Raw genomic sequence first — 23,823 nt, 5'->3', positions numbered from 1 at the left:
CTGTTTAAACCGAGATCCACTCCAGAAACTCCAACCGATTCCCGAAGGGATCATTCAGATAAAAACGTCGTACTCCCTCATCTGCTCTTGCTTCATCATCTACGACCTGGATTCCGTGCTTGTGCAGATGTTCGCGTAACTGCTCCAGCTTCTGTACATGAAAGGCCGGATGGGCTTTGGAAGCGGGTACAAAATCATGCTGCACACCGATATGAACCTGATGTTCGCCACATTGAAACCATACACCGCCGCGTTTCTGCAACAGTGCGGGCTTTGGGATTTCTGTCCAGCCCAGAATTTGATTAAAAAAATCTCTAGCTTCTTTCTCGCAGCCTTCAGGAGCAGCCAGCTGAACATGATCAATACCGATGAAATGAAAGTTCATGTTATTCCTCCCCCTACCAAGTTTCATTTAGTGAAACTGAGTTTCGTTTTATAGTTCCATTTTATAGATATAATTACAATAAGTCCAGGGTATTTTCGGCAAACCACATCGTTATGTATCCAATCCAAATGCCACCGCCTAAATATCTATCTCATCCCAATTCAGAATTACATATCCTAATTGACACAGCAGAATAACAATATAACTGATATTAATGATCGTACTTCTCTTCAGATTTCTACTCTGCTTCTCATATTCTTCTGGGTCAATTGCTCCACGTCCGGCCCTCCATCCTATCCTCTGTTTCTGTTTCCGCAACATCACAAATTCCAGCACCCCGAAGGCTCCCCAGACCAATGTAAATAGTAACGACATGGCATTGACCACCGACAGCAACATGAGTGAACCCATATCCCAACCTTGTTCTATCCCCCATTTAAAAATCAAATTCACCATGATTGTCAAAGCAATCAGTCCAAAACCAATGTAGCTTAAATAAGGTGTAACCCCCGTTTCACGCATGTCTCGCATTTCTCTTTCTCTCCTTAATTTTCAATGTAATTCACCTGTAGTACATCAGCTTTTGCGCTTCCATCGCCAGCCCGAATGAAATGAGCCGATCTTTCATCGCTCGATATACATCAGGATCATCGAACCCTTGTGCCTGACTGTCCCGGATTAAACTAAACAGACCCACCTGATCTGCGCTCGATATATAGGACTTCAACTGCTGCTCCTGATCGTATGGGATCTCTTTCTTATGCCAGGGATGAGGCACTGCTTTCTGATGATCACTTACTAAACCCTTCCCCAGCGCAACACCAAGACCATCAAGTGTATCGATAATGACTTTACTGCGTCTGATATGCCGTGCTTCCTGAATGTAAGAGTAACCGTCAGGGATGGGCTGCAGATCAAATCGCTGCATAGCCAAGTCCCGAACCTTATTTTTTTCAAGGTCCCAACGTTTCCCGTCAAAGTACTCACTTTGATTCACTTCCTCCGTCTGTTCTTTCACAAAGTTCAGGTACTGTTGTTTCGATTCAAATTCATTGAGAAGCAATCCCTCATAGCCTGAAAAGGCAAGAGTAAAAAAATCTCGGATATTGCTGGCGATGATTCTCGCATAGTTACCGAAATCCATAGGGTCTACTCGAATTACAGGCGCTAAGCTTAAATCAGAAGCTTGTCCAAAGTCCGTCAAAAATGAATAATGAATGCCACCCATGCCGGTATTGGCAAACACGATCGCATCCGCAGGGGAACTCAAATAACCCCCATGATCATAAGGATCGAATTGAAGAAAATAACCCGTGGGTGTCTCCAGATAAGATACTTCATGCTTGATTTCCTGCTCCCAATCTATTAAATCTTGCAACAGTTCAGGGATCTTATAAGTGCTCGTCATTACACTTCCTCCTCCGTGATGTATCATTGACAATGATTGTTGTTACATGGAACGATGTTCATTAAATCCTTGCTCAACTAAAACGTTAACGATCACCAGAAGCCTTATATGGCCTGTTTCGCCGCTTTTTATTTTCTAACGATCACCAGAGACGCTATTTAGCTGATTTTGATTCATTGTAGCGTATTTTTCAAGTTTTTGGATGAAATAAGCTTCCTGGGGATCGTTAGAATTCTGACCCCCTCATTTCAGAGCAAATAAGCTTCGTGGAGATCGTTAGAACTGAAGTTCCTACTTAAACCCTTGGCGATACCTGGTTTTAGGTGTCCGATTTTAGATTTCCGGTTTAGATGTATTGAATATTCTCTCCGTGAAGTATTGAATTGAATTGAAATATAAAAAAAATGACAAGGGCCCCGGCTTTAAGCTAGGGCCCTCTTCTTATAATCTTATAAACGTTTACACGATTCCTTTTATTCCGCCAGCACTCCAGCCGCCAAAATCCGATCATTAACCAGCGCTTTCAGGAAAAATAACTCATCGCCCACAGGTGCACGTCCCTGTTCTCGTTCAAACGAAATCATCGCGTCGTCCAAGGACGTAGAGCATACAGCTTGGCTGCATGCTGTCAATTGACCGAAAAACATATCCATTTCTTCCTGATCACAGATCGACTCATGCCCCAGCAGAAAATGGACTGCATCGTAACGCTGTATATCCTCAATCATAGGCAACAGCAGCCTCTGCTTATAATGGAACAATGAACTCGTCGTCGTAGAATAAGGGCTATCCCCAAGAAATAACGTCTTTTCGTCGGGAACATACACAATGGTTGAGTCGTCCGTATGTGTACTGCGGATTTGTTCCAACACACATATTTTGTTCCCCAGATCAAGCTGAAGCGAGCCTTCAAAGACCATGCCCGACTTGCCCAATATAAACGATTCCCTATCCGGTATTTCACGCTGAATAACTTCCATGCCATGCTTGCTAATCTTGTTGCTCTCTACATACTCAAGCAGCGCAGCATCATCAAAGGTATATTCTCGCCACTCATTCAAGCACTGTTCTGTTAGGCGATTCACGATCACTGTTGCATCTTCATATTCATTCAATCCCAGGAAATGATCCCAATGAGCATGAGTGATCACGACATATCGCACTGGTGGCACCTGCAATCGCCGAATTTCGGCCAGGAACTCTTTAGCATGCTGAACCGAATTGCCTGCATCGATGACAAGGCTATATTTTTCTCCGCATACCAGCCCAAGAACCGGTCTTTCTCGTGTATTATCGTTAACCATATAATAAATGGACTCGCTTAATGGTTTTAACATGTTAATTCTCCTCTTTGTATGAAGTTTGAGATCATAGCCGAGAAAAACCACATGTACCTTCACGTGCATATCATGGATTTTTCTCCGTTTATGCGTTTACCAATGGACTCACCTCTTTCCATGCACAATTTAGATGTATTCAACTATTATTACAATTCTGTTCAAACTCTGCATCAGAGCAGCATGCCAGTAACTACTCTTCCAAGCTTTGCAATGTAAAATAAAATCTTACGCCATTCGGCTTATTCGCTACACCATAGGACTGCTGATGCAGTTGGATAACTCCTTCACGATGGATAGCCCCAGCCCGGTTCCACCGGCCTGACGACTGCGAGCATCTTCCTCGCGGTAGAAACGATCCCATATCCGTGTCAGCTCATGCGCTGCAATGGAAGGCCCTTCATTTTCTACAGAAATATATACTTGTTCATGTTCACGATCATACCTGGTATCTATCCGAATCGTACTTCCTTCATTCCCGTTTCGAAGCGCATTGCTCACATAATTCAGCAGAACCTGCTGCATTTTCTCGGCATCGGCCCAGACATGTACCTCACGGTCACCTTGCACCTCGAATTTCATCTGCTTGGCCTTGGCGAGCTGTCTCATCTTCTCCACACACTCAGCTACAAGTTGATCCGCCGTAAACGATTCCATATGCAGCTTCACCGCGCCAGCTTCCAGCCGGGTCAGTTCCAGCATATCGAGCACCAGTTTTTCCATCCGATCGGCTTCTCGCAAAATGGTACGGATATAGCGTTCTCGTTTATTTTCGACAATCTGATCCAGAAGTCCTTCCGCATATCCCTTCACCACACTAATGGGTGTTTTTAATTCATGCGAAGCATCTGACACAAAACGTTTCTGCAACTCCTCCATCCGGCTTTTATATTCCATCTCCAGCACCAGTTTCTCATTCGTGAGCTGCAGCTCCTTCAGTGTACGATCCAGATTGGAAGAAAGACTGACGAGACTTTCGGACAGGCTACCCAGCTCATCCTTACTCTGGATCGGGGCCATGGCCGAGAAATCAAGCTTTGCCATACGAGCCGCATTGCGATTCAATTGCGTTATCTACGGGGCGAAGGCCGATCTGGATAAATGGATGAGCAACAGCAGTTTCCAATCCATCAAAGCGGTTAAAGATAAACATGTGCTGGTAGTTAATGATGAAATATGGGCATTAGGTAAAGGCCCGCTGTCGGGTGAAGAAATTCTGAAAGAGGCAATTCCTTTCTTTACAAAATAATATGGATTTCTTATCTGCAAAAGTAAAGCCAACCTTCCAAGCGAAGGTTGGCTTTATGTTATATGCCGTTTCCACAAATCCCACGCTTTAAGATAATCAGGCAAGTCCTGCGGATGATGTTTGTTGCTGAGTCCAATTCGGCAGTATAAATGCACCAGTGTTTCCTCCATCAATCTGGACTTATTCATAGTCACCTGTTCAAGATGCTCGAATACATCCCATAACATTACCGGGTCAAGGTCATCGGGTGAGGAACAAAAAGCATAGAGAAAGTCATAGAGAACCGGGCCGACCATCGGAGATGGGTCAATGACCCCAATCAGTTCCTTTTGCTTAAACACAATATTATGAACACCCGCATCCCCATGCAAAAGAAATCTCGCCGTCTCATCCTCATGAAACAGACGATTCACTATAGATTGAACCAGATTGTAGTCTTCCGCTGTAAGCACATCACCAAGATTCACTCTCGCCTCATCTATACTAATCTGATTGAATTCCTTCCATGTCTCGCGTGGATACTCCATTCTTCCCCATGGCTTTGTGTCTGGCAAACGCACATATGTATTAAACAGCTCTTTGACAAGCCGGGTTAACCAGGCTTTCTTCGCTCCCCCATGGTTATGAGTCTCACCTTCCATAAAGCTATATGCAAAATAAATGTGGTCCGAACTCGTAAAAAGAACCTTCGGCAGCAGTATCACTTCACTGTATGCATCCAGAAACTGGCATGTAGTATAAACTCGCTCAGGATCATCCCATTTCAGAATGTACTGTTCGCCTGAGCTCGCATGAAGCCTGAACACCCGACCAGCCGTCGTTCCCGACAACGGTTTTACTTCCACGATGTGTTCGTGAATACTGTTCTTTTGAAAAAGCTCGTTGATCTCCTTGGTGCTTGGGTTGATGTTTATCATATCTTTCTCCCTTTCCTTTTTCCCCTTCTCCTTTCTCCTGTGTTTCATCTAATTTTCGCAAGCAACTTCTCTTTCTTCTGGTCGAACTCATACTCTGAGATGATATTTTTGTCCCTTAAATCTCCTAATTGTAAAAGTTGTTCATGGACGTTAATCACTGGTTTCTTTAATTTATTTGCTTTTACCAGAACAAAAATCGAATAAGGTATGGCAAAAAACATCGATAAAAGTGCCATTACTGCAGCAGCACCTGGGTCTACTGGCCCCAAACTAAATATGATCAATAAAGTCATTGTGAATAAGACAATTGCAACGATGGATAATCCCTTCAAAATTCATTGCCCCCTAAAAGTTATGTAGTTCTCTTTCAAGCCTCGAACGGACTATCTGCACTCGTCACTTCCTGTATAATCACGATTGGATCAGAGATCAAACCAAGCTCCTCATCCTTCGGATACGTTACTGCAATGGTAGGCTCAGGACCCGCAAATGCCATCATTGACTCCATATCCTCCCACATGGTACACAGAAAAAAGTGGGCATAGGCTCCTTGCTCAACCACTTTCAGATATGCTCCGCGATTTCCCTTGACGGCAAGTGTATCTTTCACACCTGTTTCATACTCGTATTTCAAAAAAGCTTCCTTGTTCTCCAGTGGCACCGCTCCATGCCATGTTCTTGAAATCATACGCTCACTCCTTATAAATGAAATTTCCAATAATCCAATGCACTGCCTCCAAGATATCAGCTGCAATATAATCCGGCTCAGTCTGAGCCCACTTATCTCTGAATTTCGTTAACGAGGATTCCCCCCAGCCTGTTCTCACCATAATCTTCGTTGCTCCTACAGCATGCGCAGCAAGCATGTCTGTGTCGCCTACGTCTCCGATAACGATGCACATGGTCAAGTCTAAACCATGCTGTTCTGCAGCCTGATGTAACATGCCGGGTTTAGGCTTTCGGCAGCCACATTGTTCTTCATGTGGGCAGATGTAGGCCTGATCAAATCCGTATTCCTGAAACTGCTGTTCAAACTCCCGAACCGTTGCTTGTCCGCGTGAAATTCGGTGTTGATTGGTGAGTGCAAATACCTTCATTCCGTTTTGCTTTAAGAGCGTAATCGCTTCCTGCGCATTCGGATATAACTCAAAGTCTCTTGGATGAATAAAATGTCCTGTACCTCCGATCGTGCCATCTCTGTCGATAAAAACAGCCTGAACGTTTGGAATTGCAGTCATAAGGTTTGTTCACTCCCGATTTAAGTTATTGTTTTAACCACTATTCACTAACTTAAAGGTCTCACCGCTTCACACAGCTATTACACTTTTTCATCGATAATATGTTGACTGTCCTGGCCTTTCGTATGTTGAAACCTTCTGACTTCCGCGCGCAGTTCACGTACTTCCTTCATCAGTAGATCCAATCTTCTGGATGTTTTGGATGAATCCACAGCATAACGTACAACTGCTGCAATAATGAGCACGAAAATAATGAATACAAAAACGGCAATTAACGCTGTAAATAACTCCATAGTCGTGTACATCTCCTTGGTGTCTATGAACTTATGTGCCTGACAAAACATAATTCAATTCATATTATTAATAAATATTCAATTTAATTGTAACATTTTTCAACTCCACCCGTTGTCTTAAATGAAGGAGGATGAAATCTGAAATGAGGAGTGATTTATATGCCGAACTATTCAAACAGTACCAGTCCTCCCTGCATCTCTATCTCTACCGAATGTGTGGATCACAAGAAACGGCTGAGGAGTTAGTTCAAGAGACATTTTACAGAGCTATGGTATCGATGAAAGCGAAACATGCAGACTATGCCAGAGCCTGGTTATACAAAGTAGCCAGACATTTGTTTATCGATTGGTACCGGAAGAACCGCGGGGAAATGGAAATGAGCCGGGAATTGGAGAAACAAAGTGTAGAGAATACATATCGTACTCCTGAGGAAGTGCTTGCTGCTCGTGAACGGATAAAGCTCATTCAACAGGTCATGAAAAAACTGCCTGAACAGTACCGGACTGTGCTGCTACTTCGCGAGATGAATGAACTGTCTTACAAGGAACTGTGTGAGGTTCTGGATATGAATATGAGCCAAGTCAAAGTTACCCTGTTTCGTGCCAGAGCCCGATTTAAAGAAGAGATGTTACAGATGAAAGGAGAGAATGAATGATGTCCAAGTCAACGGAACCAGATGATCTGCATGTACTCCATGCAGATGATTTTGAACCTCAACGCCCGGAATGGAGTCATAAGCAATTTAGACGAATGGTATGGAAAACACGTTGGAAAATTTTCCTGAACGCAGGTGGCGTTCTATTTTTAATATTTATACTCTATCATGTCTATCTCACGGCTCTGCATATGTATTTCGATCAATCCAAGGTGCGGAACGAGTTCATGCGTTCCATTATTTCGGTGGTGGAGATGCATGGTGACGGATTGCGCGTCGAAAAAAGTCCCCATCAGACGTTTGAAGTCACTCCCTTTCTAACACAGAAGGCTAATCTGAAAGTATATCGCCTCGTCGGTTCATCGGAAGTGATCACTGGTGAGGTTCAAGCCGAACGAAGTATTACCGGTAAATTCAGTTACAAGATGAATAGCACAGGTGCTTATTTAAATGGGAACGAACCCGGTCCATTTTACCTTCCGTATGACTTGGTTGACGGCAAACCTTCCCATGAGGACACGGAGGAAAACAGCAGTTCCAAGCGACTTCGTAAAATAGATGACGGACATGTTGCCGAGATGTCGATCTCATTGAAAAATCTAAAATCGCCTGAGCAACTTATGCAGCTGCTCTCTAAATATGATGTCCGAGTAACAGCGATGCCGATCTATTCAGGAGAAATGCAAGAAAAAAATCTTTCCTATTCGAGAGCAGGAATGTTCGACTATAATGTTCCTCATCTGACTCTTAAACCGCTCTATGAAATGGAAGACGGCGGAGGGCGATGGTTTAATTATTTTCCTAGAGAATATGTAGATCAGAAGCTGGCACAGTCAGAAGGAACGATGCAGGAACAAATCCAAGCCATGATGTCTGATCTGGAATGGATGACCAGCAATCTCAGTTACAACGGTGTTGATTGGGATCAGCGACGACTTGCCTATCTGAAAAAGAATGGCATACAAGTGTATGGAGTTGTTGTAACAGGGCCCGTACGTGAATTGCAGAAGATTACCGAGAATCCGGAATTCCAGCACGTGCATCTGAACCGGGTAGAGATATGGAATTGGGATTAGAAATGCAGGGTTATAGTTAAAAAAAGAGATCATGCCTTTGTGCGAACAGGGATGATCTCTTTTTTTACATGCAAGAGTTACAAATAACGCAGCCGAAGCAAGAAAGATAAACACCATGCTGATTACATTTCGGATGGCCTACAGGAACGGTTGGTTCATATTCATCCTCTTCATCCGAAGAGATCCACTCCAGATATGACTGTTCGTCGATATCCTTTGCTGTAAACGTCTGAATTATCATTAGAAAATGTTGAAGTGTGGTATGGCACCACTCCTCACCAGGTTCATAATCCAAGAGATGCCACCCGCTTTTGTTCATCGCCCCATGAATTACATTGACCATAAACTGTTTCATAAGGGCCACATCCTTCTTTAACCATGGCATCTCATTTAATTCAAATCCGACCGTTCCTCGCCCCACTCTATTCTGATCTCTCTGTGCTAACCAAATCACAAACTCTTTTTCCCGGTTTGTCTTGGCGAGACGAGAGCCACTAAGAACCAATATTTCAATAAAAACCGAAGTAGCTGTGTTGGTCATTCGAAGAGATTCAATAGAATGTTCTGCTGATGACGGCAAAGATATCTCATTCATAATATCACTCCCTTTCAATCGGTCTCGGCGATGATATCGGTACAACGTACAATCAATTCAGGCATCGGTTCTCCGTCCATAAGAACATGCAATTCATACCCTTGATCGATTCGGTATAGCTCCTGGTATAGCCAGTGCCTGCTAATGATCTCACCTTCTTGCTTGAGAATTTCAGGTGCTGTCAGCGTAAGTTTATTGATTTCAGTGAAGCCACCCCGGTTATCAAAACGAATAACCAGATTATCCGTGTGCAATAGCTCTGTCACCTTGCAATCATGGAATTGTACCCGGCTTCGAATCTCATCCGAAATATCCTGGTTCAACATCTCTTCCCTGTAGGCTTGTCCAACACGTTCCATCTCTTGGGTATTCTCTGCACTCTTTTTCTTGAGTTGTTGCAAGACTTCGCTTGTGCAATACCCCAGTGCAAACATACGGATGTCCGCAATCTGGTTCAAGATGTCAGCGGGTAAATTCTCCGCATGATATTGGCAGTTCCACTCCATCAATTCCTTATACTTGTCTTTACATTGCTTCTCATCAAAAGCAGGACGGACATCATATTCAGCAATCAACTTCTCAATATGTGCTCGCTCTTCCGGCGGCATGTGATACACCATCTGATCTTCTGCCGTGATCTCTTTCCCGCTAAAAGCTTTGTCTACACGGGTCATCACTTGACCATCACTCTCCAGCATGAAACGTGGATCGAAATCATACATCTCATGCTCTTGCTTTACATACTCTTTTTCCTTGCGTTTGTACAGTCGCTGGAAAAGAGCCTCATCCAGCAACGCCGCGCCTTTATGTACTCTCATGCCAAAATGAAGCCCAGTCTGCTGGCACGTTTCGTACCACTCTTTGGTTAAATATTTCATAGGCATCTCTCCTGTTTGTAAAGCTTTTTAATCTGTGAAGCGAATTTGGCTGCGCCGGGAATACGTGTGCGTTTGAAAAAGGCGGTTAATTGTTTCGGATGATTCTTCACCAGATCATATTCAATGACCGTGTTTGCGATAACCGATCTCGTAAATCCCAACACCTCTACCACTTCCGACCGATCCCCTGCATCCAGTTCTTCGCCATCAGCAAATTCTCCGTCCGGATCATCATCCAACTGCTCACTAAAAGTTAACCTGGCTACCACATAAGACATAATCTCGTCCTTGTCCTCGGCAATCTGTTCCATAATCCACTGCACACAGTCTTCTTCAGTCGGAGCAGGGCCGTTAGAGCCCTCCAGAACATATTTGCGCTCTCTAAAAGAATCCATCAGCATAGATGCCTCATAACTAGCATGTTCCACAAATTTCACCTGAGGTTTAAGCTGAACAAGTTCAGACGTGACTTGTTTATACCAATCGCTGGTTAAAAATTGCTCTATTGATTTCATCGCTACTCCTCCAGATTCTCCAGCCTCAATGTCCCCTTACACTCACAAACGCGCTAGTCTACACCCAGGTTTGAAAAAATTTGCGTTTGATCTCTTTGTCGTTCCGCGCGGCCCATTCACGGACAGCTTCTACACCCACGGTCTCTTGATCTCTCTTAAAATAAAAGCATAAATCCATTGGTACAATCCGTTTGCCATAGCGTTTAAACCCGATTCGTCTGTAATTCATATAAATACACTCAATCTGAGAGGCATCGTATTTCTGTAGTTGGGTAGACATCACATGATCGCCCTCCAGCGTAATGCTAGGTTTAGTGAAGAATATACGCCATATTCCAAAAATAATGTGCCCGAGAATAAAGACGAATAAAAATATAGCGATGTATTTCATAACACCATTTTCACCGTAAAAAACATTTCTAGAAAACAAAACTACAATCATTACCATACAAATTAATTGCTGTATAGCTCTTGGATAAATCGTCTTAAACGTCATGCAATATTCCTCCTAATCATTTTCTATATTAATCTGCAACCACTTTGAAGGTATTTTTCTGGCAAAATGCTTTTCTACAAAATCCAGAATATCATCAATTCCGGGCAGTGCCGCGTTGTGTTTGGCTTCGTCAAACGTCATCCATCGGTAATCGCTATGCTCATGATTCAACTGGACAGACTGATCTTCGTGCACATAACCTACAAATACGGGAGCCATATAGATATAATCCTCTGCCTGTGAATAGAACTGTTCGAACTGATTAGACGTGTATAAACGAACATTCGTGATGCCCGTTTCCTCCCGAATCTCTCGGAGCGCGGCTTCCCATGCCTTTTCCCCTTGCTCAATACCGCCGCCGATATAACACCACTCACCATGCAGCATTCGACCAGCCCGTTTCAGCATCAGCACAAGAAATTCATTCAGATCTTTCTTCAAGAGTACCACCGCAACCCCTTCGCAGCGGATCGGCACGGTCTGTTTGGTTGTAATGGTTGTATGTTCCACCGATTCTCCCCCTGTCCTTCACGTTTTCCTGGAATTAAAAATCCTCCAACACCTTCGACTTATCGCCGTAAACCTTATCCAGATGTTCTTCTCCCCAGTAACACAGAAGATCCAGCGCGGGTTTAAGTCCCAATCCATAAGCTGTCAGTTCATACTCCACTCGCGGAGGAACCTCGGAGTACACTTTACGCTGTACGATCTCGTCCTTTTCCAACCCTCTGAGCTGTGTTGTCAGCATTTTCTGCGTAATGTCGGGGATTAACCGTTTCAGCTCCGACGTTCTTTTGCAACCTGTAAACAAATGATAAATAATGAGCGGCTTCCACTTGCCACCCATCACTTCAAGCGCTGCTTCAACACCAACTCTATATTTCTTGGAAGCCTCAGTATTTGCCTTGCCTTGTTCCATCTTGATCTTCCCTCCGATATCTTTCTGAACCTCATGTCATGGCCTTTATATCATGATTCTTTATTTCAGGGTTCTTAAATCATGATATTCCCATCAAGGTACATTTAAGTTTCACGTTCAAATTTCATGTTCCTAGGGTACTTTTATCTCCCTATAGAACATCAAAGTGCGTACTTCCAGATGTTTTCAACTCTGTTTATAATAGCATCAGCAGAGGAGCTATGGCTACCGAACCAAGCTCCAGAAAGGTTGTGATTGATCATGAAAGTATTAGTAGTAGTATCTCATTCACGCAAAAATTCCCTGACCTTTCAGGTCACCAATCGTTTCGTTCAAGGCCTGACAGAAGCAGGTCATCAAGCCGAAATCGTAGATTTGCACGAGATTGGTTTTGATCCGATCCTGCGAGCAGAGGATGAGCCAGATTATACGCAAGATGATCAGCGCTACTCCCCTCAGATTGAAACGGAGATGAAGCGACTCCAGAAACACGATGCGATTGCTTTTGTCTTCCCTCTGTGGTGGTGGCATCTGCCAGCGATGCTGAAAGGGTATATTGACCGTGTGATGAACAACAGTTTTGCCTATGGTTCGAATAAACTGCATCATGAGCAAATTCTATGGATCGCCCTTGCCGGTGTCACGGAAGAACAGGTGAATAAACGAAACTACGGTGAAGCCATCCAAAACCTGCTCAATGTCGGTATCGCAGATTACTGCGGTGTGTCTAATTCGAAGGTTGAATTCCTATACGAAACGGTGGATGCCCCACCGGAACACTATGAGGAACTGCTGAATCAGGCGTACGAGTTGGGCGTTAACTATGCCAGCACCTCTGCTGAACAGTCAGTAACATAAACGGTTAAATGGTTAATGTCCATCTGTGACTCTCACGATTGAAAAAATAAACACCTCACATGCCGCTCCACCTTTGGTAAAATAAATCACCCTTTGCCGCTTTTCATAAGCGGTTATGGTAAGTAAAGCCTCCACATCACACATCAAAAAAGGCCGCTCCACTGAGCGGCCCTTCCTGTGTTTTGTGCTACTTTACCATCTGTAATTATGCTGCGGTACGATGCTGCTTGTTTTGTAATATATGCTGCACACAACTTTCCGGCCTTATTTCATCGTTGCCAGCAAAAATCTCTCTAACATGCTAATGTCCGTGATGCTCTCGTTGCACGCCTTATCATCCATACACACATACTGACCCACGGACGCAAAGTTGTCCGCCGACTGTGCCTTGGTCTTCACGTTGTAGAATCCAAGCTCCTGATGGCGATGACAGAACATGCAGTATCCCTTCTTGTTCGTGGCGGAAAGGCGTCCCTCAATCCCGAGGAACTTGCCTTCATGCGGATACACGATGAACAAACGGCTAGTCGCAATGTCAATCCATCTCAGATACGTGGTGTGGGCATAATCGATGGATTCCAGATCAGGAAGTTTGAGCTTCTTCGCCCGCTCAGTATAGAACAGGACCAGAAGGGGTTATTGGTACAGCTTCGGATGGAGTATTAAGTCAATGAGGCAAACAATATATTGCACAAAATTACTCAGAATATGACTACTACACTATGCTAAGCTATTATTACTGTTTCTCTGATAAAAGTAGTAGATACATCCAAACAAGGAATTATTAATCATTTACATTCAGTTTAAAAACGTCAAACGTAAGGTTTGGCTTATTTTTGGAATTTCAGTTTATTTTTTCTATAATATAGATTATTCATTAAAAATTATAGAAAGAGGTGATAATTATGACAAAAAAAGCATTCTACCTGCTTCTTTTTTTCCTTCTTCTTCTCACTGCATGTACTTCAGAAGACTCTGGAAAAAATCTTGAGACTGAAAATGTTCAAAGAAAAGAGTCTGCTCCTATGATCACAAGTATTAAGACTAACTTTCCTGAAAAAGAAGGTTGGGTCGTAGTTCCTGCAAACAGTTCTGATTTGACGGTCACTGTAGAGGCAAATAACGCGGAAACACTTCTTTTCTGGTCCGTTCCAACTGGTACAGAGACGTGGAAAGAAAGAGAACTAATTGGGTACGATACCAGTGGGAGCGATGGTTGGAAAATAACATGGAATATTGCGGGTAAATCATTACACAATCGTCTAGTGGTTCAAGCATTAGGAAGTGATGGAAAAACGATCACTGATGAAACGATAAATATTACGAATGAGTAAGTTTGATCTAGATGCCCCTCCTGCGACCGGACTTTCACCGGCTAGAAGATGGGTGCTTGACTGGGCACGCCACATCAAAAAAGACCGCTCCACCGAGCGGCCCTTCCTGTGTTTTGTGCTATTTTACGATCTGTAATTATGCTGCGGTACGATACTGCTTGTTTTGTAATATATGCTGCACACAACTCTCCGGCCTTATTTCATCGTTGCCAGCAAGAATTTCTCCAACATGCTAATGTCCGTGATGCTCTCGTTGCACGCCTTATCATCCATACACACATACTGACCAACGGACGCAAAGTTGTCCGCCGACTGTGCCTTGGTCTTCACGTTGTAGAATCCAAGCTCCTGATGGCGATGACAGAACATGCAGTATCCCTTCTTGTTCGTGGCAGCAAGGCGTCCCTCAATCCCGAGGAACTTGCCTTCATGCGGATACACGATGAACAAACGGCTAGTCGCAATGTCGATCCATCTCAGGTACGTGGTGTGTGCATAATCGATGGATTCCAGATCAGGAAGTTTGAGCTTCTTGGCCTTCGGAAACAGCTTCTGAATCTGCTTAGCTGTGACCTGAGGGTATGGAATCAGGTATGCCTTAAGCTGATTCAAATATTGCTGCACGTCATGCGGCGTATTATACGTGGATAGCTGCTCCAGCAGCTGTTTCTGTTCCGGCGTCAGATCCTCGAAGATGCCTACGGCATTCGTACTGACGGTGTAACGGACCGTATCCAATACTTTGGGGTCCACGACCGAGCGCAGCGTTTTTAATAGAAATTCGGCTTGTTTAACAATGTAGTTATATTGATGATTATGAATAAATGGTGTTTGCATGGCCTTCAGCCCCTTATTTATAGTGGTCGAGCAAATAAGGTGCAAAGCCTGCGGGTTGAACCATGATATTGATGTTGATTTCAGGGCACACGATCTCATTTTGTCGCGCCCTACACAAAGTCCGCCCCTATTCAGGCTTTGCGTAAGGCTTTCTAGCGAACGAGCAATCCGGCATCATCCCTATTGCCACGTCATAACCCCCAATGCATTTAATATACGGGCATTATAGCAGGAATGGAGAGAGAGAGGCAATGCGGTTTACCGTCCAATTAACATCTACCTCATCTATAACATGTGTGAACCCGCATGACGCCTGTCATGCATGATACCAATACATCGAATGTTCTCCTATCTTTTCAAAACCTAATTTCTGAGCCAGTTCGTTCGATGCACCATTATCGGTATGACAGCTCCAGTTAGGAATGAGGTTTTGTGATAGACAGTCCTGGATAAAAAGCACCCCCAACTTACTCGCTAGCCCTTGTCGCTGGAACTCTTCAACCGTAATAATGTCAATCTCTGCATAGCCTCCTCCCACATACGGGGAAGTACAGACACTAATCAATTCGCCATCTTTCATGATAAAATGTCCGATTCCATGGGCACAGAACTTCTCTGCTGATGACCATACGAGCTTATAATAAGGGTAAAAATGTTCCCTGTATTTTGTAGCGATATCGAGATCTAAAGGGTAATACTCAAAGGGCTTTTGCGGAGTTATAGCTGAATTGCCATAAGACTGAACAAATTCCTCATACGACTTTATAAAACGGCCTTGATTAAAGCGATAATATGTACGCGAGATTTTCTGGGAATGCTGAATAGAATACGCATCCATCCGGTTCTCCCAAGCCTGGGTATAGACACCCAAAGCAAAAAAATCAGGATGATTCGACTCATCATTCATATACTGAATGACATCCTGAACAAAAGCATCGTTCGTTTCGTCTCCAGCCACACCATAGAAACCACCACTACTTGTAATAAATGCCGAGGTGATTCGGTTTCCTTCATTTACAAATACACTGCCCTGCTGTGTGCCGTCAATCACTGAAAGTGCATATACGGCTTGATTCCGAATCGTCCCTAGCAAGGGGAGCACAGTTGAATACTCATCCGGTACAAGTTTTCTCATGTCTATTCCTCTTTCCTGCTTAGATGTCTATTTTCTGTATGACCTTATACCTTATTGATCTTCTACGCAGGAGAAGAAATACGAATATCAACAAACTTATGAGACCACATCCGGCATTAAGCCAGACCTGCCACATAGGTGCATAAAACCATTTGTACACAGTACCTGATATAAAAGCCACAAATACAACGAACCAAAACCATAATTTATAACTCTGATATATCCATGAGAACATTTCACTCATATCCTTCTTATATAATGGAACCTCTTCAACTCAATCTTGCTATAGCGTTAACACCGCCTGCAATTCACCACAAGCCAATACATCACCCGTAAGTTGAAAACCAAGAGAGTCATAGATTCTCTTAGCAGGCACATTTGTCGGTTTATATGTTAGCTCTACCACTTTAGCTTCCCCACGCGGGGCTGAACGTGAATACGCAATCGCTTTCTCTACCATTTCTCTGCCGTATCCCTGGCCTTGGTATCGATGATCGATCATCATTTTGAAAATGCCATAGCTGCTGTATTCGAAATTTCCATCACCATCGTCATAATACATCGAAATAAATCCGACCATTCGTTCTTCCTTGTATACTGCAAATGTGATAATGATCTGCCCTTCATCCGAGGCTATGTACGCTTCTGCAAGTGCATGCTGATTCGAAGAGATGAATTGTTGCTGATCCGGAGAAACCTTGAGTTCAATACATTCAATAAAATTATCCCAAGTGATTTTTCTGAATTCCATTTCTTTTCCCCCTGCTCGTAGAGTGAATTGTAGATGCTACCCCATACATGCGCTTATATATGCTCATCTTGTCTTAGTACTTCATCTTAATACTTCTCTCTAAATCGTTCGGCCCACCAGTCCTTCTTCATTAGATATTCCGTTCTGATCGGCATAATCAAGTAGTCATCTGCGACTTCAATCGGCTCATGAGGACCGTTATAGATTAATTCCACATTCATATGAAAGGGGTGAATAGTCCTGCCCGTTTCCATCTCAAACTCCCGAACATACCTTATAACATCCGGTTTACCTTCCCAGTAATACATCGCAGCCTTTCCGCCTGCGGGCATGTTCCACCACTGGATGAAGGAGGGCCATTGTGCGATCAAAGCATCCCTCAGTCCCTGATGTTCGATGGCTTCAAATTGGGGTGGGTTAAACACAAAAGGAGATACATAGTTGTGGTTAAGGTGTTTAAACTTTACTTGGGCCTGTGATGGAAAATTGGATACGGCTGTTTGCCGGATCTTTGCTTCCGCTTTTTGTTGAATGCTGCCTTTCCAGAAATCTTGCCACTTTGTCTCAAACTCCCGATGTAACTCATCTGCTAAAACAACCTGCCTGTCAGGCCATGTACTGTGATCATGGAAATACGTATTACATATGCCATACGCTCTGGCGACATAGACCAGAAAGTTCAACTCAACATCGCTTGATATACACACAGACCAGGAATTCGAATCCGTCATCATAATGAGCTTTTCCCCCTCTCACATGTCATTTTTTATTTTTCCTATCGTACCATTTTATTCAAATAAAGGTAACCAGAGAGATTTTAGTTAAGCATGAGAGAATCTACTTACATATAACTGGTAGCACTGGTAAAATAAAAAACGGGTACAGTGCCATTAGCATCAATTGAGTTTCTATAGTCGAAGTAAATATAGTCCACGCCAAACAAGGATGTGATCATTTGAAAAATAAAAAGATAATCATTAGCATGTTTACACTGTGTATTCTACTCCTATTCGGTTTTATTAGATGGGACTATCTTGAATCTGAATCCAGCGGAGATTTCAAATATAAGTATGATCGCTGGACAGGTCAGAAATGGGTCGAATTCTATCCACCACTAGCTTTCTCCCCCAATAGCATGGAGTTCCCACTCATTTACATCGATGAAATTCATCCGAACGATATTAATAAATATTTAGCGAAGCAAGCTCTTTCTGGAGAACTGGTGAACAAGTGGATTGAGAGAACAAAGTTTACGGATGGATACTTAGGTCTGTTATTGTTGAACATCATAGTAACCATATATAGTTCCTTAAAGTTATGGGTTAAGAGACTTAATAAAAATCAAAGCTAGCAAAGATCGTAGCGTAGAATTCACGATGATTGCTGCTCCTGCGTGATTACACCATATGGATCTTATCTGTTAGAGTCTACAAAAAAGAAGCCGCCTCCCTGGCCTTCCCCAGTTTGACAGCTTTCTTTTTCACAATTGTATACCGGTTGAACTAAAAAGATTTACACCGGGCACTCCGATGATACATTCCTACTCCTTCACAGCCCCGACCACAATCCCGCTTACGAAATACCGCTGCAGGAACGGATACACCAGCAGAATCGGCAGTGCGCTGATGAAAATTTGCGATGCCCGGATGGTCCGTTGGGACAGGTTCGCTATCGCTTGCGGGTCAAGCTTCGTCATGTCGCCCTGTACGATGATCGTCTGCATGAATGTCGCCAAGGGCAACTTCTCCGAATCACGAATGTAGATGATCCCGTCAAAGTACGCATTCCAGTGTCCCACCATCATGAACAAGGACACGGTAGCAATAACCGGAACGGACACGGGCAGATAGATTTTCACAAATGACTGGAAATGACCTGCGCCATCGATAAATGCGGCCTCCTCCAGATCCTTCGGCACCGTGCGGAAGAAATTCAGCAGCAGAATGATGTTGAACACCGCCACCAGACCTGGCAGAATCAGCGCCCACAGCGTGTTCATCAGACCAAGCTTCAGAATGAGGATGTATCCCGGAATCAGGCCCCCACTGAAAAGCATTGTAATAACAAAATACCATAGGTAGACATTACGTGCGCGGAACACACGCGTCTCCTTCGACAGAGCATACGCCGCAAGCGTATTGACGATGAGTGCAAGCCCGGTGCCCAGCACCGTCCGCTCCACCGATACCCAGAGCGAAGACAAGAAGTTGGAGTTATCAAACGTCTTGGCGTACGCTTCGAACGTAAATCCAATCGGCCAGAATGTCACGAGCCCCGCATTCGCAGGGGCGGACGAACTGAGTGATACCATCAGCAAGTGATACAGCGGCAGCAAGCAGAGCACCGAAAGGATGGTCAGAAACACATTGTTGAAGATGCTGAAAATGCGATAAGGTAACGTTTTATGATACATGGTTCATCATCATCCTTTCTTAGAAAATTCGGTATCCGGCAAAACGGTACGCCAGTCGGTACGAGATCACGATGAGGATCAGACTGATGACCGATTTGAACAGATTGACCGCCGTTGCAAAGCTGAACTGTCCACTGAGCAGACCTTCGCGATACACAAACGTATCGATGATATCCGCTTGCTGATAGATTAATGGGCTGTACAGATTGAAGATTTGGTCAAAGTTCGCGTTCAGCACGTTGCCCAGCGCCAGCGTGGCAATAACGATCCCGATGGGAATAAGTGCCGGAATAGTGATATACATCGTCTGTTTCCAGCGCCCCGCCCCATCCACTTCAGCTGCCTCATATAGAGACGGGTTGATGCCCGCCAGTGCTGCAAGGAAGATAATTGTGTTAAAACCAAACTCTTTCCAGACATCACTGAGAATGACGGTGAACCGGAACCAATTGCCGTCCCCGAGGAAGAAAATCGGTTTGATGCCAAACACCGACACTAGAAACTGATTTAATATGCCCGTCTGTGCCAGAATGTCGATCAGAATACCGGACAGCGTCACCCAGGACAAGAAGTGTGGCAGATATACCAATGTCTGGATCGTACGTTTCAATGCCATCTTCCGTACCTCGTTGAGCAATAGCGCAAAGATAAACGGAATGATTAAGTTCATGATGATCTTTGAGCAGGCAAAGAATAGTGTGTTCCACGTAATTTGCAAGAAATAATCATTGGTCCACATATACTCGAAATGCTTTAGCCCCACCCACTCCGAACCACTGAAGCCCAACGCGGGCTTGTAATCCTGAAAGGCCATTAGAATACCTGACATCGGAATATATGAAAAAATAAAGACCATAATGGCCGCTGGCAGCACCATGAAGTGCAATATCCACGGCTGTTTGTAGCGTTTTTTCTTCTTTTTTTCCAGCTTGTTGCCGACATTCGCCTGCGGGAGCCGTTGACCCTCCATTTTAGCCTCCATATGAACCTTCTCCTGTTCCCAAAAAAAGTTTTTGTGTGTCTTGGGCTTCTCTGATATAAATAGTATCAAGCCATTCCGAGGTCTGACTATATAACATTGTTAGGGTCGATAGGGTTTTGTTAGTTTGATCTATATTGGTGCACTAATCGTGTTATTTTCACGAGCCACTCCGAGGACAGAATAACCTTTCAATCGCTGTTATCCCCAGATTTTTTTGATTACCTTCTTAGAGGGAAAATCCGGTGATAAAGGCGAGCGCTTCGCTTTTCCAGGTTTTTTCTGTCCTCTTCGTTACAGGTGTAAATAAAAACGTTCAACAATATAGTTAGATGTGAATGTAGAGGAGACTTTTTATGTATATATGGGAGCGCTTTAACATTTTTCAAAAAGGAATCCGATCCCGATTCAGCCTTTTCGCCAAAATCAATCTGTTAATCGTCATTCTGTTCATCCCGATTCTGATCATGTACACCTATTCGAACAACGTTACGTACGATGTCGTCAGCAAAGAACTGCAAGTGTCCAACACCAAGCAGCTCACATTCCTGTCCAGTCAGATCGATTCCCGCATTAATCAGATGATGGATTTCAGCCTTATTCTCTCGCGTGATCCGAATGTGCGTGCCTTCAACGGTCTGAACCTATGGCAGGATAAGTATGACCAGATGCAGACGAGGTACATCATTCAGGAGAAAATGACGCTCCAGACCGGCGTAACCGATCTCTGGCCTACCCGCTACGCGGTATACTCCCAGCAGAACAAAGAGGTCATTGCGAACTACACCCGCGATACGGGTTATGATGAGGCGTATTTGAAAAAAAATATGAGCGGACAATGGACCTACGGGGATCATTCCACCGACTCGAAAGACGCCATGCAATCCTTTTACTGGTTCTATACGGATTCATTAGCTCAGCCTGGCATGCTCACGGGCAGCAATCTGGTCATTGAAGCCAGCTTCAGCTACGAGAACATTCAAAATATGCTCGACACGTACAAAGCAGGCGGACAAGGCGATCCGATCTTGTATCACAAAGGCAACGCCCCGATCCTGAACCGGACCGCGGACAAGCAGTTATCCGGCGAACTGATCCGTTATCTGAATAATCACTCACTCGAAGATACAACACAGGATGTCGTGGAGCTTGGCGGCAAAAACTATCTTGTCAGCACCGTCAAATCCACGTATCTGGACTGGCATCTGGTGGATGTCGTGCCGCTATATCAGATTTTGCAGCCGATCTCGCTGAGCCAGAATCTGTTTTATGTCTGCATGATTTTGCTGCTCGTTGTGGGCATCTCCGCGTCCATCTTGCTCTATCGCAATGTGCAGTATCCGATTCAGAAGCTGATCAAAGGTCTACGCCGCGTGCAGCAAGGTGATTACTCCGTGCGTTTGCACAGCAACAACCAAAATGAGTTTTCATTCTTGTTCCACCGCTTCAACGACATGTCTCACCAGATTCAGGATCTGATTGAAAATGTGTTTCAGGAAAAAATCCGGGCCAGAGAAGCGACGTTGAAGCAGCTCCAGGCACAGATTAACCCGCATTTTCTATATAACTGTCTCGGTTATATCATCAACATGGCGCAGATGAAGGACGAGCAAGCTGTGGTATCTATGGCGCATAATCTGAGTGCATACTATCGCTACACCACCCGGATGGAACGGGAAACCTCTTCGCTCCAGGAAGAGATCAAGTTACTCATTAACTATCTGGATATTCAGAAGCTGCGCAATGGCCGTATCGAATATCACATCGATATTCCGGAGCACATGCTTGCTCAATCGGTACCACGACTAATGCTGCAGCCGATGGTTGAGAACTCGGTGATTCATGGGATTGGGAAATCGTATACATCCGGGGAGATTCGAATAACCGGGGAGAGTGTGAATGGCTTTGGCAAAATCTATATCGACGACGATGGGCCCGGCCTTACGCCGGAGCAATACGAAGCGTTGAACCAGGAAATGCTGGAGCCTTTGCAAGAGGAAGTCGGCTGCGGTCTCTGGAATACGTACCAGCGGATGATTCACACCTTTGGCAACCATTCTTATCTCTTGTTCGGCCCATCTCCCCTCGGCGGCTTCCGCACCGAAATCGTCTGGGAAATCCCGAGCGAAGATGCTGATAAGGAACGTGGGAACGACTCAACGGATGGATAAAGACAGATTAACCTGATCATCTCTTAAGGGCCCGCATAACGATTGTATGTACTAAAAAACGCCTTCCAACCGCTCATTATGGCGATGGTTAAGGCGTTTTTGCTATCTTCTTAGTATCTTCTTAGTATCTTCTTCGTATCCTTTTTGCTATCCTCTTTGCTACACTTTTTGCTATCTTCTTGCTTTCTTTTTTCTATCTGTGACTACGTCTACACTTTCATGCTCATCCGCCCATCCGCTCATCCAGCCAATTCACAATATCCGCGGTGACCTCGTCCCGATTGGTTTCATTGAGCATCTCATGCCGCCCGTCCGGATACAGCTTGTAGGTCACGTTGTCGATGCCCTGCTGTTTATAGGCGTTGTACAGCCGGATAATACCTTTCCCAAAACTGCCTACCGGGTCCTTGTCTCCAGCGAAGATATGAATTGGCAGGTCTTTGCGCACCAGATTCAGATTGTTTTTGATCCCAAGCTTCTTGAGTCCGCTGAAAAAGTCTGCGAAAAATCCTGTCGTAAATACCGTTCCACAGAACGGATCACGAATATACTTATCGACCTCTTCCGCATCCCGGCTAAGCCAGTCAAACTCGGTGCGGACAGGCTTGAACGCATCATTGTAGCTGCCGAAGGACAGCTTATTCATCCGATCGCTCGGTACACGTCTGCCACGGCGCCGAATCTCTTCTTGAGTTAACAGCGCAGCCGCATGAAGAATAAAGCGCACATGCAACGTAGAACCCGACAAGATAACCCCGTCTAATTCTTCGCCATAGAGCATCAGATACCGCTGTGTAACGAAGGAACCCATGCTATGCCCCATCAGAAATAAAGGGAGTTCAGGATACTTCTTCTTAATGATGCCCGTCAGTTTATACAGATCATGCACCATCCAGTCGAATCCGTCGCTATCTGCCAAATGCCCAACGTTCTCCACAACCTCTGCCGTCTTGCCATGCCCGCGCTGGTCGTGGATGTACACGATGTATCCATTCCGATTCAGTTCCAGCGCAAAACGCTCATACCGGGCCGCCGTCTCCGCCATCCCGTGACAGATCTGCACCACTCCTTTGACCTGAGTATCACTCGCAGGTAGCCAGTTATACACATGGATTCGAGTTCCTTCGTCCGATTTATACTTAAAATGATTTGCCGTACTCACAAAATCCCCCCGTAATGATACGTTTTCTCTTTTTTTTGCTTCTTTTGCTTCTTTTGCTTCTTTTGCTTCTTTTGCTTCTTCTTCGTCGTTGTCATCTTTTTCTTTATGTATTTCTGTAGTTCCTCATCGGCTTCAAGATTGCCACTTGCTGAGTGACCGTTCATACATATTCATCCTACTTCTCTAAGGAGGAGTTTAGCAATTGCAATTTCATCCTATAT

Annotated in this window: 32 protein-coding genes; 7 read left to right on the top strand and 25 right to left on the bottom strand. The window is 44.4% G+C overall.

All coding sequences use genetic code 11. The features are described 5' to 3' along the window. Positions 1 to 4 precede the first annotated feature (4 nt). The 5 genes from AB4Z30_RS15395 to AB4Z30_RS15375 form a co-directional block, all read right to left on the bottom strand. Complete coding sequence (locus AB4Z30_RS15395; protein ID WP_441927846.1) at positions 5 to 385, bottom strand: VOC family protein; 381 nt, start codon at positions 383 to 385, stop codon at positions 5 to 7. 138 nt (positions 386 to 523) lie between these two features. Next, complete coding sequence (locus tag AB4Z30_RS15390; RefSeq protein ID WP_441927844.1) at positions 524 to 916, bottom strand: hypothetical protein; 393 nt, start codon at positions 914 to 916, stop codon at positions 524 to 526. 31 nt (positions 917 to 947) lie between these two features. Continuing rightward, entirely contained in the window at positions 948 to 1,793 is an 846-nt protein-coding gene (locus AB4Z30_RS15385; protein ID WP_441927842.1) for a hypothetical protein, read from the bottom strand. Between the two features lie 473 nt (positions 1,794 to 2,266). Continuing rightward, positions 2,267 to 3,130: an MBL fold metallo-hydrolase gene (locus AB4Z30_RS15380; RefSeq protein WP_441927840.1), complete on the bottom strand. Its 864-nt coding sequence runs from the start codon at positions 3,128 to 3,130 to the stop codon at positions 2,267 to 2,269. Positions 3,131 to 3,379: 249 nt separating this feature from the next. Then, positions 3,380 to 4,174, bottom strand: coding sequence for a sensor histidine kinase (locus AB4Z30_RS15375; RefSeq protein ID WP_441927838.1), 795 nt, complete (start codon positions 4,172 to 4,174; stop codon positions 3,380 to 3,382). On the opposite strand from AB4Z30_RS15375, the gene AB4Z30_RS15370 reads away from it, so the two are divergent. Further along, positions 4,149 to 4,379 (top strand): hypothetical protein, encoded by a 231-nt coding sequence (locus AB4Z30_RS15370; protein ID WP_441927836.1) that lies wholly within the window; start codon positions 4,149 to 4,151, stop codon positions 4,377 to 4,379. The two genes, AB4Z30_RS15375 and AB4Z30_RS15370, sit on opposite strands and share 26 nt — an antisense overlap. A gap of 53 nt (positions 4,380 to 4,432) precedes the next feature. On the opposite strand, the gene AB4Z30_RS15365 is transcribed toward AB4Z30_RS15370, so the two are convergent. From AB4Z30_RS15365 to AB4Z30_RS15345, 5 genes are all read right to left on the bottom strand, one after another. Beyond that, a complete protein-coding gene (locus AB4Z30_RS15365) occupies positions 4,433 to 5,296 on the bottom strand; it encodes a phosphotransferase (RefSeq protein ID WP_441927834.1) in 864 nt (287 codons plus the stop codon). Between the two features lie 44 nt (positions 5,297 to 5,340). Then, positions 5,341 to 5,628, bottom strand: coding sequence for an SHOCT domain-containing protein (locus AB4Z30_RS15360; RefSeq protein ID WP_441927832.1), 288 nt, complete (start codon positions 5,626 to 5,628; stop codon positions 5,341 to 5,343). Between the two features lie 35 nt (positions 5,629 to 5,663). Further along, positions 5,664 to 5,984 carry a hypothetical protein gene (locus AB4Z30_RS15355; RefSeq protein ID WP_441927830.1) on the bottom strand — a complete coding sequence of 107 codons (321 nt, stop codon included), beginning with the start codon at positions 5,982 to 5,984 and terminating at the stop codon, positions 5,664 to 5,666. Positions 5,985 to 5,988: 4 nt separating this feature from the next. After that, a complete protein-coding gene (locus tag AB4Z30_RS15350) occupies positions 5,989 to 6,534 on the bottom strand; it encodes an HAD-IIIA family hydrolase (RefSeq protein WP_441927828.1) in 546 nt (181 codons plus the stop codon). 80 nt (positions 6,535 to 6,614) lie between these two features. Further along, complete coding sequence (locus AB4Z30_RS15345) at positions 6,615 to 6,827, bottom strand: hypothetical protein (protein ID WP_441927826.1); 213 nt, start codon at positions 6,825 to 6,827, stop codon at positions 6,615 to 6,617. Positions 6,828 to 6,970: 143 nt separating this feature from the next. On the opposite strand from AB4Z30_RS15345, the gene AB4Z30_RS15340 reads away from it, so the two are divergent. Together AB4Z30_RS15340 and AB4Z30_RS15335 are read left to right on the top strand one after the other, a co-directional pair. Continuing rightward, positions 6,971 to 7,483: an RNA polymerase sigma factor gene (locus AB4Z30_RS15340; RefSeq protein WP_434752254.1), complete on the top strand. Its 513-nt coding sequence runs from the start codon at positions 6,971 to 6,973 to the stop codon at positions 7,481 to 7,483. Beyond that, a complete protein-coding gene (locus tag AB4Z30_RS15335) occupies positions 7,480 to 8,559 on the top strand; it encodes an anti sigma factor C-terminal domain-containing protein (protein WP_441927824.1) in 1,080 nt (359 codons plus the stop codon). Before AB4Z30_RS15340 ends, AB4Z30_RS15335 begins: the two co-directional genes overlap by 4 nt. Positions 8,560 to 8,623: 64 nt before the next feature. Here AB4Z30_RS15335 and AB4Z30_RS15330 read toward each other — a convergent pair whose 3' ends face one another. From AB4Z30_RS15330 to AB4Z30_RS15305, 6 genes are read right to left on the bottom strand one after another with little or no spacing between them, the layout of a single operon-like run. Further along, complete coding sequence (locus AB4Z30_RS15330; RefSeq protein WP_441927822.1) at positions 8,624 to 9,154, bottom strand: hypothetical protein; 531 nt, start codon at positions 9,152 to 9,154, stop codon at positions 8,624 to 8,626. Positions 9,155 to 9,168: 14 nt separating this feature from the next. Next, a complete protein-coding gene (locus AB4Z30_RS15325; RefSeq protein ID WP_441927820.1) occupies positions 9,169 to 10,032 on the bottom strand; it encodes a DUF4085 family protein in 864 nt (287 codons plus the stop codon). Next, on the bottom strand, positions 10,029 to 10,547 hold the full coding sequence (locus AB4Z30_RS15320; RefSeq protein ID WP_441927818.1) for a hypothetical protein: 519 nt from the start codon (positions 10,545 to 10,547) through the stop codon (positions 10,029 to 10,031). The genes AB4Z30_RS15325 and AB4Z30_RS15320 overlap by 4 nt, the downstream gene beginning before the upstream one ends. Before the next feature lie 58 nt (positions 10,548 to 10,605). Next, on the bottom strand, positions 10,606 to 11,043 hold the full coding sequence (locus tag AB4Z30_RS15315) for a hypothetical protein (protein WP_441927816.1): 438 nt from the start codon (positions 11,041 to 11,043) through the stop codon (positions 10,606 to 10,608). Positions 11,044 to 11,055: 12 nt separating this feature from the next. Further along, entirely contained in the window at positions 11,056 to 11,553 is a 498-nt protein-coding gene (locus AB4Z30_RS15310) for an NUDIX hydrolase (protein ID WP_441927814.1), read from the bottom strand. 34 nt (positions 11,554 to 11,587) lie between these two features. Next, positions 11,588 to 11,962, bottom strand: a complete 375-nt coding sequence (locus tag AB4Z30_RS15305; protein ID WP_441927812.1) for a winged helix-turn-helix transcriptional regulator — start codon at positions 11,960 to 11,962, stop codon at positions 11,588 to 11,590. 261 nt (positions 11,963 to 12,223) lie between these two features. Between AB4Z30_RS15305 and AB4Z30_RS15300 the strand changes: the two genes are divergently transcribed. Then, positions 12,224 to 12,820 (top strand): NAD(P)H oxidoreductase, encoded by a 597-nt coding sequence (locus AB4Z30_RS15300; protein WP_441927810.1) that lies wholly within the window; start codon positions 12,224 to 12,226, stop codon positions 12,818 to 12,820. 264 nt (positions 12,821 to 13,084) lie between these two features. On the opposite strand, the gene AB4Z30_RS15295 is transcribed toward AB4Z30_RS15300, so the two are convergent. Then, entirely contained in the window at positions 13,085 to 13,369 is a 285-nt protein-coding gene (locus AB4Z30_RS15295; protein ID WP_441928160.1) for a hypothetical protein, read from the bottom strand. On the opposite strand from AB4Z30_RS15295, the gene AB4Z30_RS15290 reads away from it, so the two are divergent. Together AB4Z30_RS15290 and AB4Z30_RS15285 are read left to right on the top strand one after the other, a co-directional pair. Beyond that, on the top strand, positions 13,319 to 13,486 hold the full coding sequence (locus AB4Z30_RS15290) for a hypothetical protein (RefSeq protein WP_441927808.1): 168 nt from the start codon (positions 13,319 to 13,321) through the stop codon (positions 13,484 to 13,486). The two genes, AB4Z30_RS15295 and AB4Z30_RS15290, sit on opposite strands and share 51 nt — an antisense overlap. Positions 13,487 to 13,725: 239 nt before the next feature. Beyond that, on the top strand, positions 13,726 to 14,154 hold the full coding sequence (locus tag AB4Z30_RS15285; protein WP_441927806.1) for a hypothetical protein: 429 nt from the start codon (positions 13,726 to 13,728) through the stop codon (positions 14,152 to 14,154). 195 nt (positions 14,155 to 14,349) lie between these two features. On the opposite strand, the gene AB4Z30_RS15280 is transcribed toward AB4Z30_RS15285, so the two are convergent. The 6 genes from AB4Z30_RS15280 to AB4Z30_RS15255 form a co-directional block, all read right to left on the bottom strand. Beyond that, positions 14,350 to 14,991, bottom strand: a complete 642-nt coding sequence (locus AB4Z30_RS15280; protein WP_441927804.1) for a FusB/FusC family EF-G-binding protein — start codon at positions 14,989 to 14,991, stop codon at positions 14,350 to 14,352. A gap of 316 nt (positions 14,992 to 15,307) precedes the next feature. Beyond that, the gene (locus tag AB4Z30_RS15275) at positions 15,308 to 16,126 is read right to left on the bottom strand and encodes a GNAT family N-acetyltransferase (protein WP_441927802.1); all 819 of its coding nucleotides are present in this window, start codon (positions 16,124 to 16,126) and stop codon (positions 15,308 to 15,310) included. Positions 16,127 to 16,409: 283 nt separating this feature from the next. Further along, positions 16,410 to 16,877 carry a GNAT family N-acetyltransferase gene (locus AB4Z30_RS15270; protein ID WP_441927800.1) on the bottom strand — a complete coding sequence of 156 codons (468 nt, stop codon included), beginning with the start codon at positions 16,875 to 16,877 and terminating at the stop codon, positions 16,410 to 16,412. Between the two features lie 86 nt (positions 16,878 to 16,963). After that, positions 16,964 to 17,611: a hypothetical protein gene (locus tag AB4Z30_RS15265; RefSeq protein ID WP_441927798.1), complete on the bottom strand. Its 648-nt coding sequence runs from the start codon at positions 17,609 to 17,611 to the stop codon at positions 16,964 to 16,966. An 806-nt stretch (positions 17,612 to 18,417) separates the two neighbouring features. Beyond that, the gene (locus tag AB4Z30_RS15260) at positions 18,418 to 19,290 is read right to left on the bottom strand and encodes a carbohydrate ABC transporter permease (protein ID WP_441927796.1); all 873 of its coding nucleotides are present in this window, start codon (positions 19,288 to 19,290) and stop codon (positions 18,418 to 18,420) included. A 19-nt stretch (positions 19,291 to 19,309) separates the two neighbouring features. Next, on the bottom strand, positions 19,310 to 20,260 hold the full coding sequence (locus AB4Z30_RS15255; RefSeq protein ID WP_441928158.1) for an ABC transporter permease: 951 nt from the start codon (positions 20,258 to 20,260) through the stop codon (positions 19,310 to 19,312). Positions 20,261 to 20,625: 365 nt separating this feature from the next. Here AB4Z30_RS15255 and AB4Z30_RS15250 point away from each other — a divergent pair, with 365 nt between their 5' ends. Continuing rightward, positions 20,626 to 22,440: a sensor histidine kinase gene (locus tag AB4Z30_RS15250; RefSeq protein WP_441927794.1), complete on the top strand. Its 1,815-nt coding sequence runs from the start codon at positions 20,626 to 20,628 to the stop codon at positions 22,438 to 22,440. Positions 22,441 to 22,663: 223 nt separating this feature from the next. Here AB4Z30_RS15250 and AB4Z30_RS15245 read toward each other — a convergent pair whose 3' ends face one another. Together AB4Z30_RS15245 and AB4Z30_RS15240 are read right to left on the bottom strand one after the other, a co-directional pair. After that, a complete protein-coding gene (locus AB4Z30_RS15245; protein ID WP_441927792.1) occupies positions 22,664 to 23,602 on the bottom strand; it encodes an alpha/beta hydrolase in 939 nt (312 codons plus the stop codon). Next, entirely contained in the window at positions 23,599 to 23,766 is a 168-nt protein-coding gene (locus tag AB4Z30_RS15240) for a hypothetical protein (RefSeq protein ID WP_441927790.1), read from the bottom strand. Before AB4Z30_RS15240 ends, AB4Z30_RS15245 begins: the two co-directional genes overlap by 4 nt. Positions 23,767 to 23,823: the final 57 nt, after the last annotated feature.

Source organism: Paenibacillus sp. 2TAF8, from assembly GCF_052114825.1.
GTDB lineage: Bacteria > Bacillota > Bacilli > Paenibacillales > Paenibacillaceae > Paenibacillus.
Note: the sequence above shows the minus strand (reverse complement) of the source record. Positions and strands in the feature narration are given on the sequence as shown.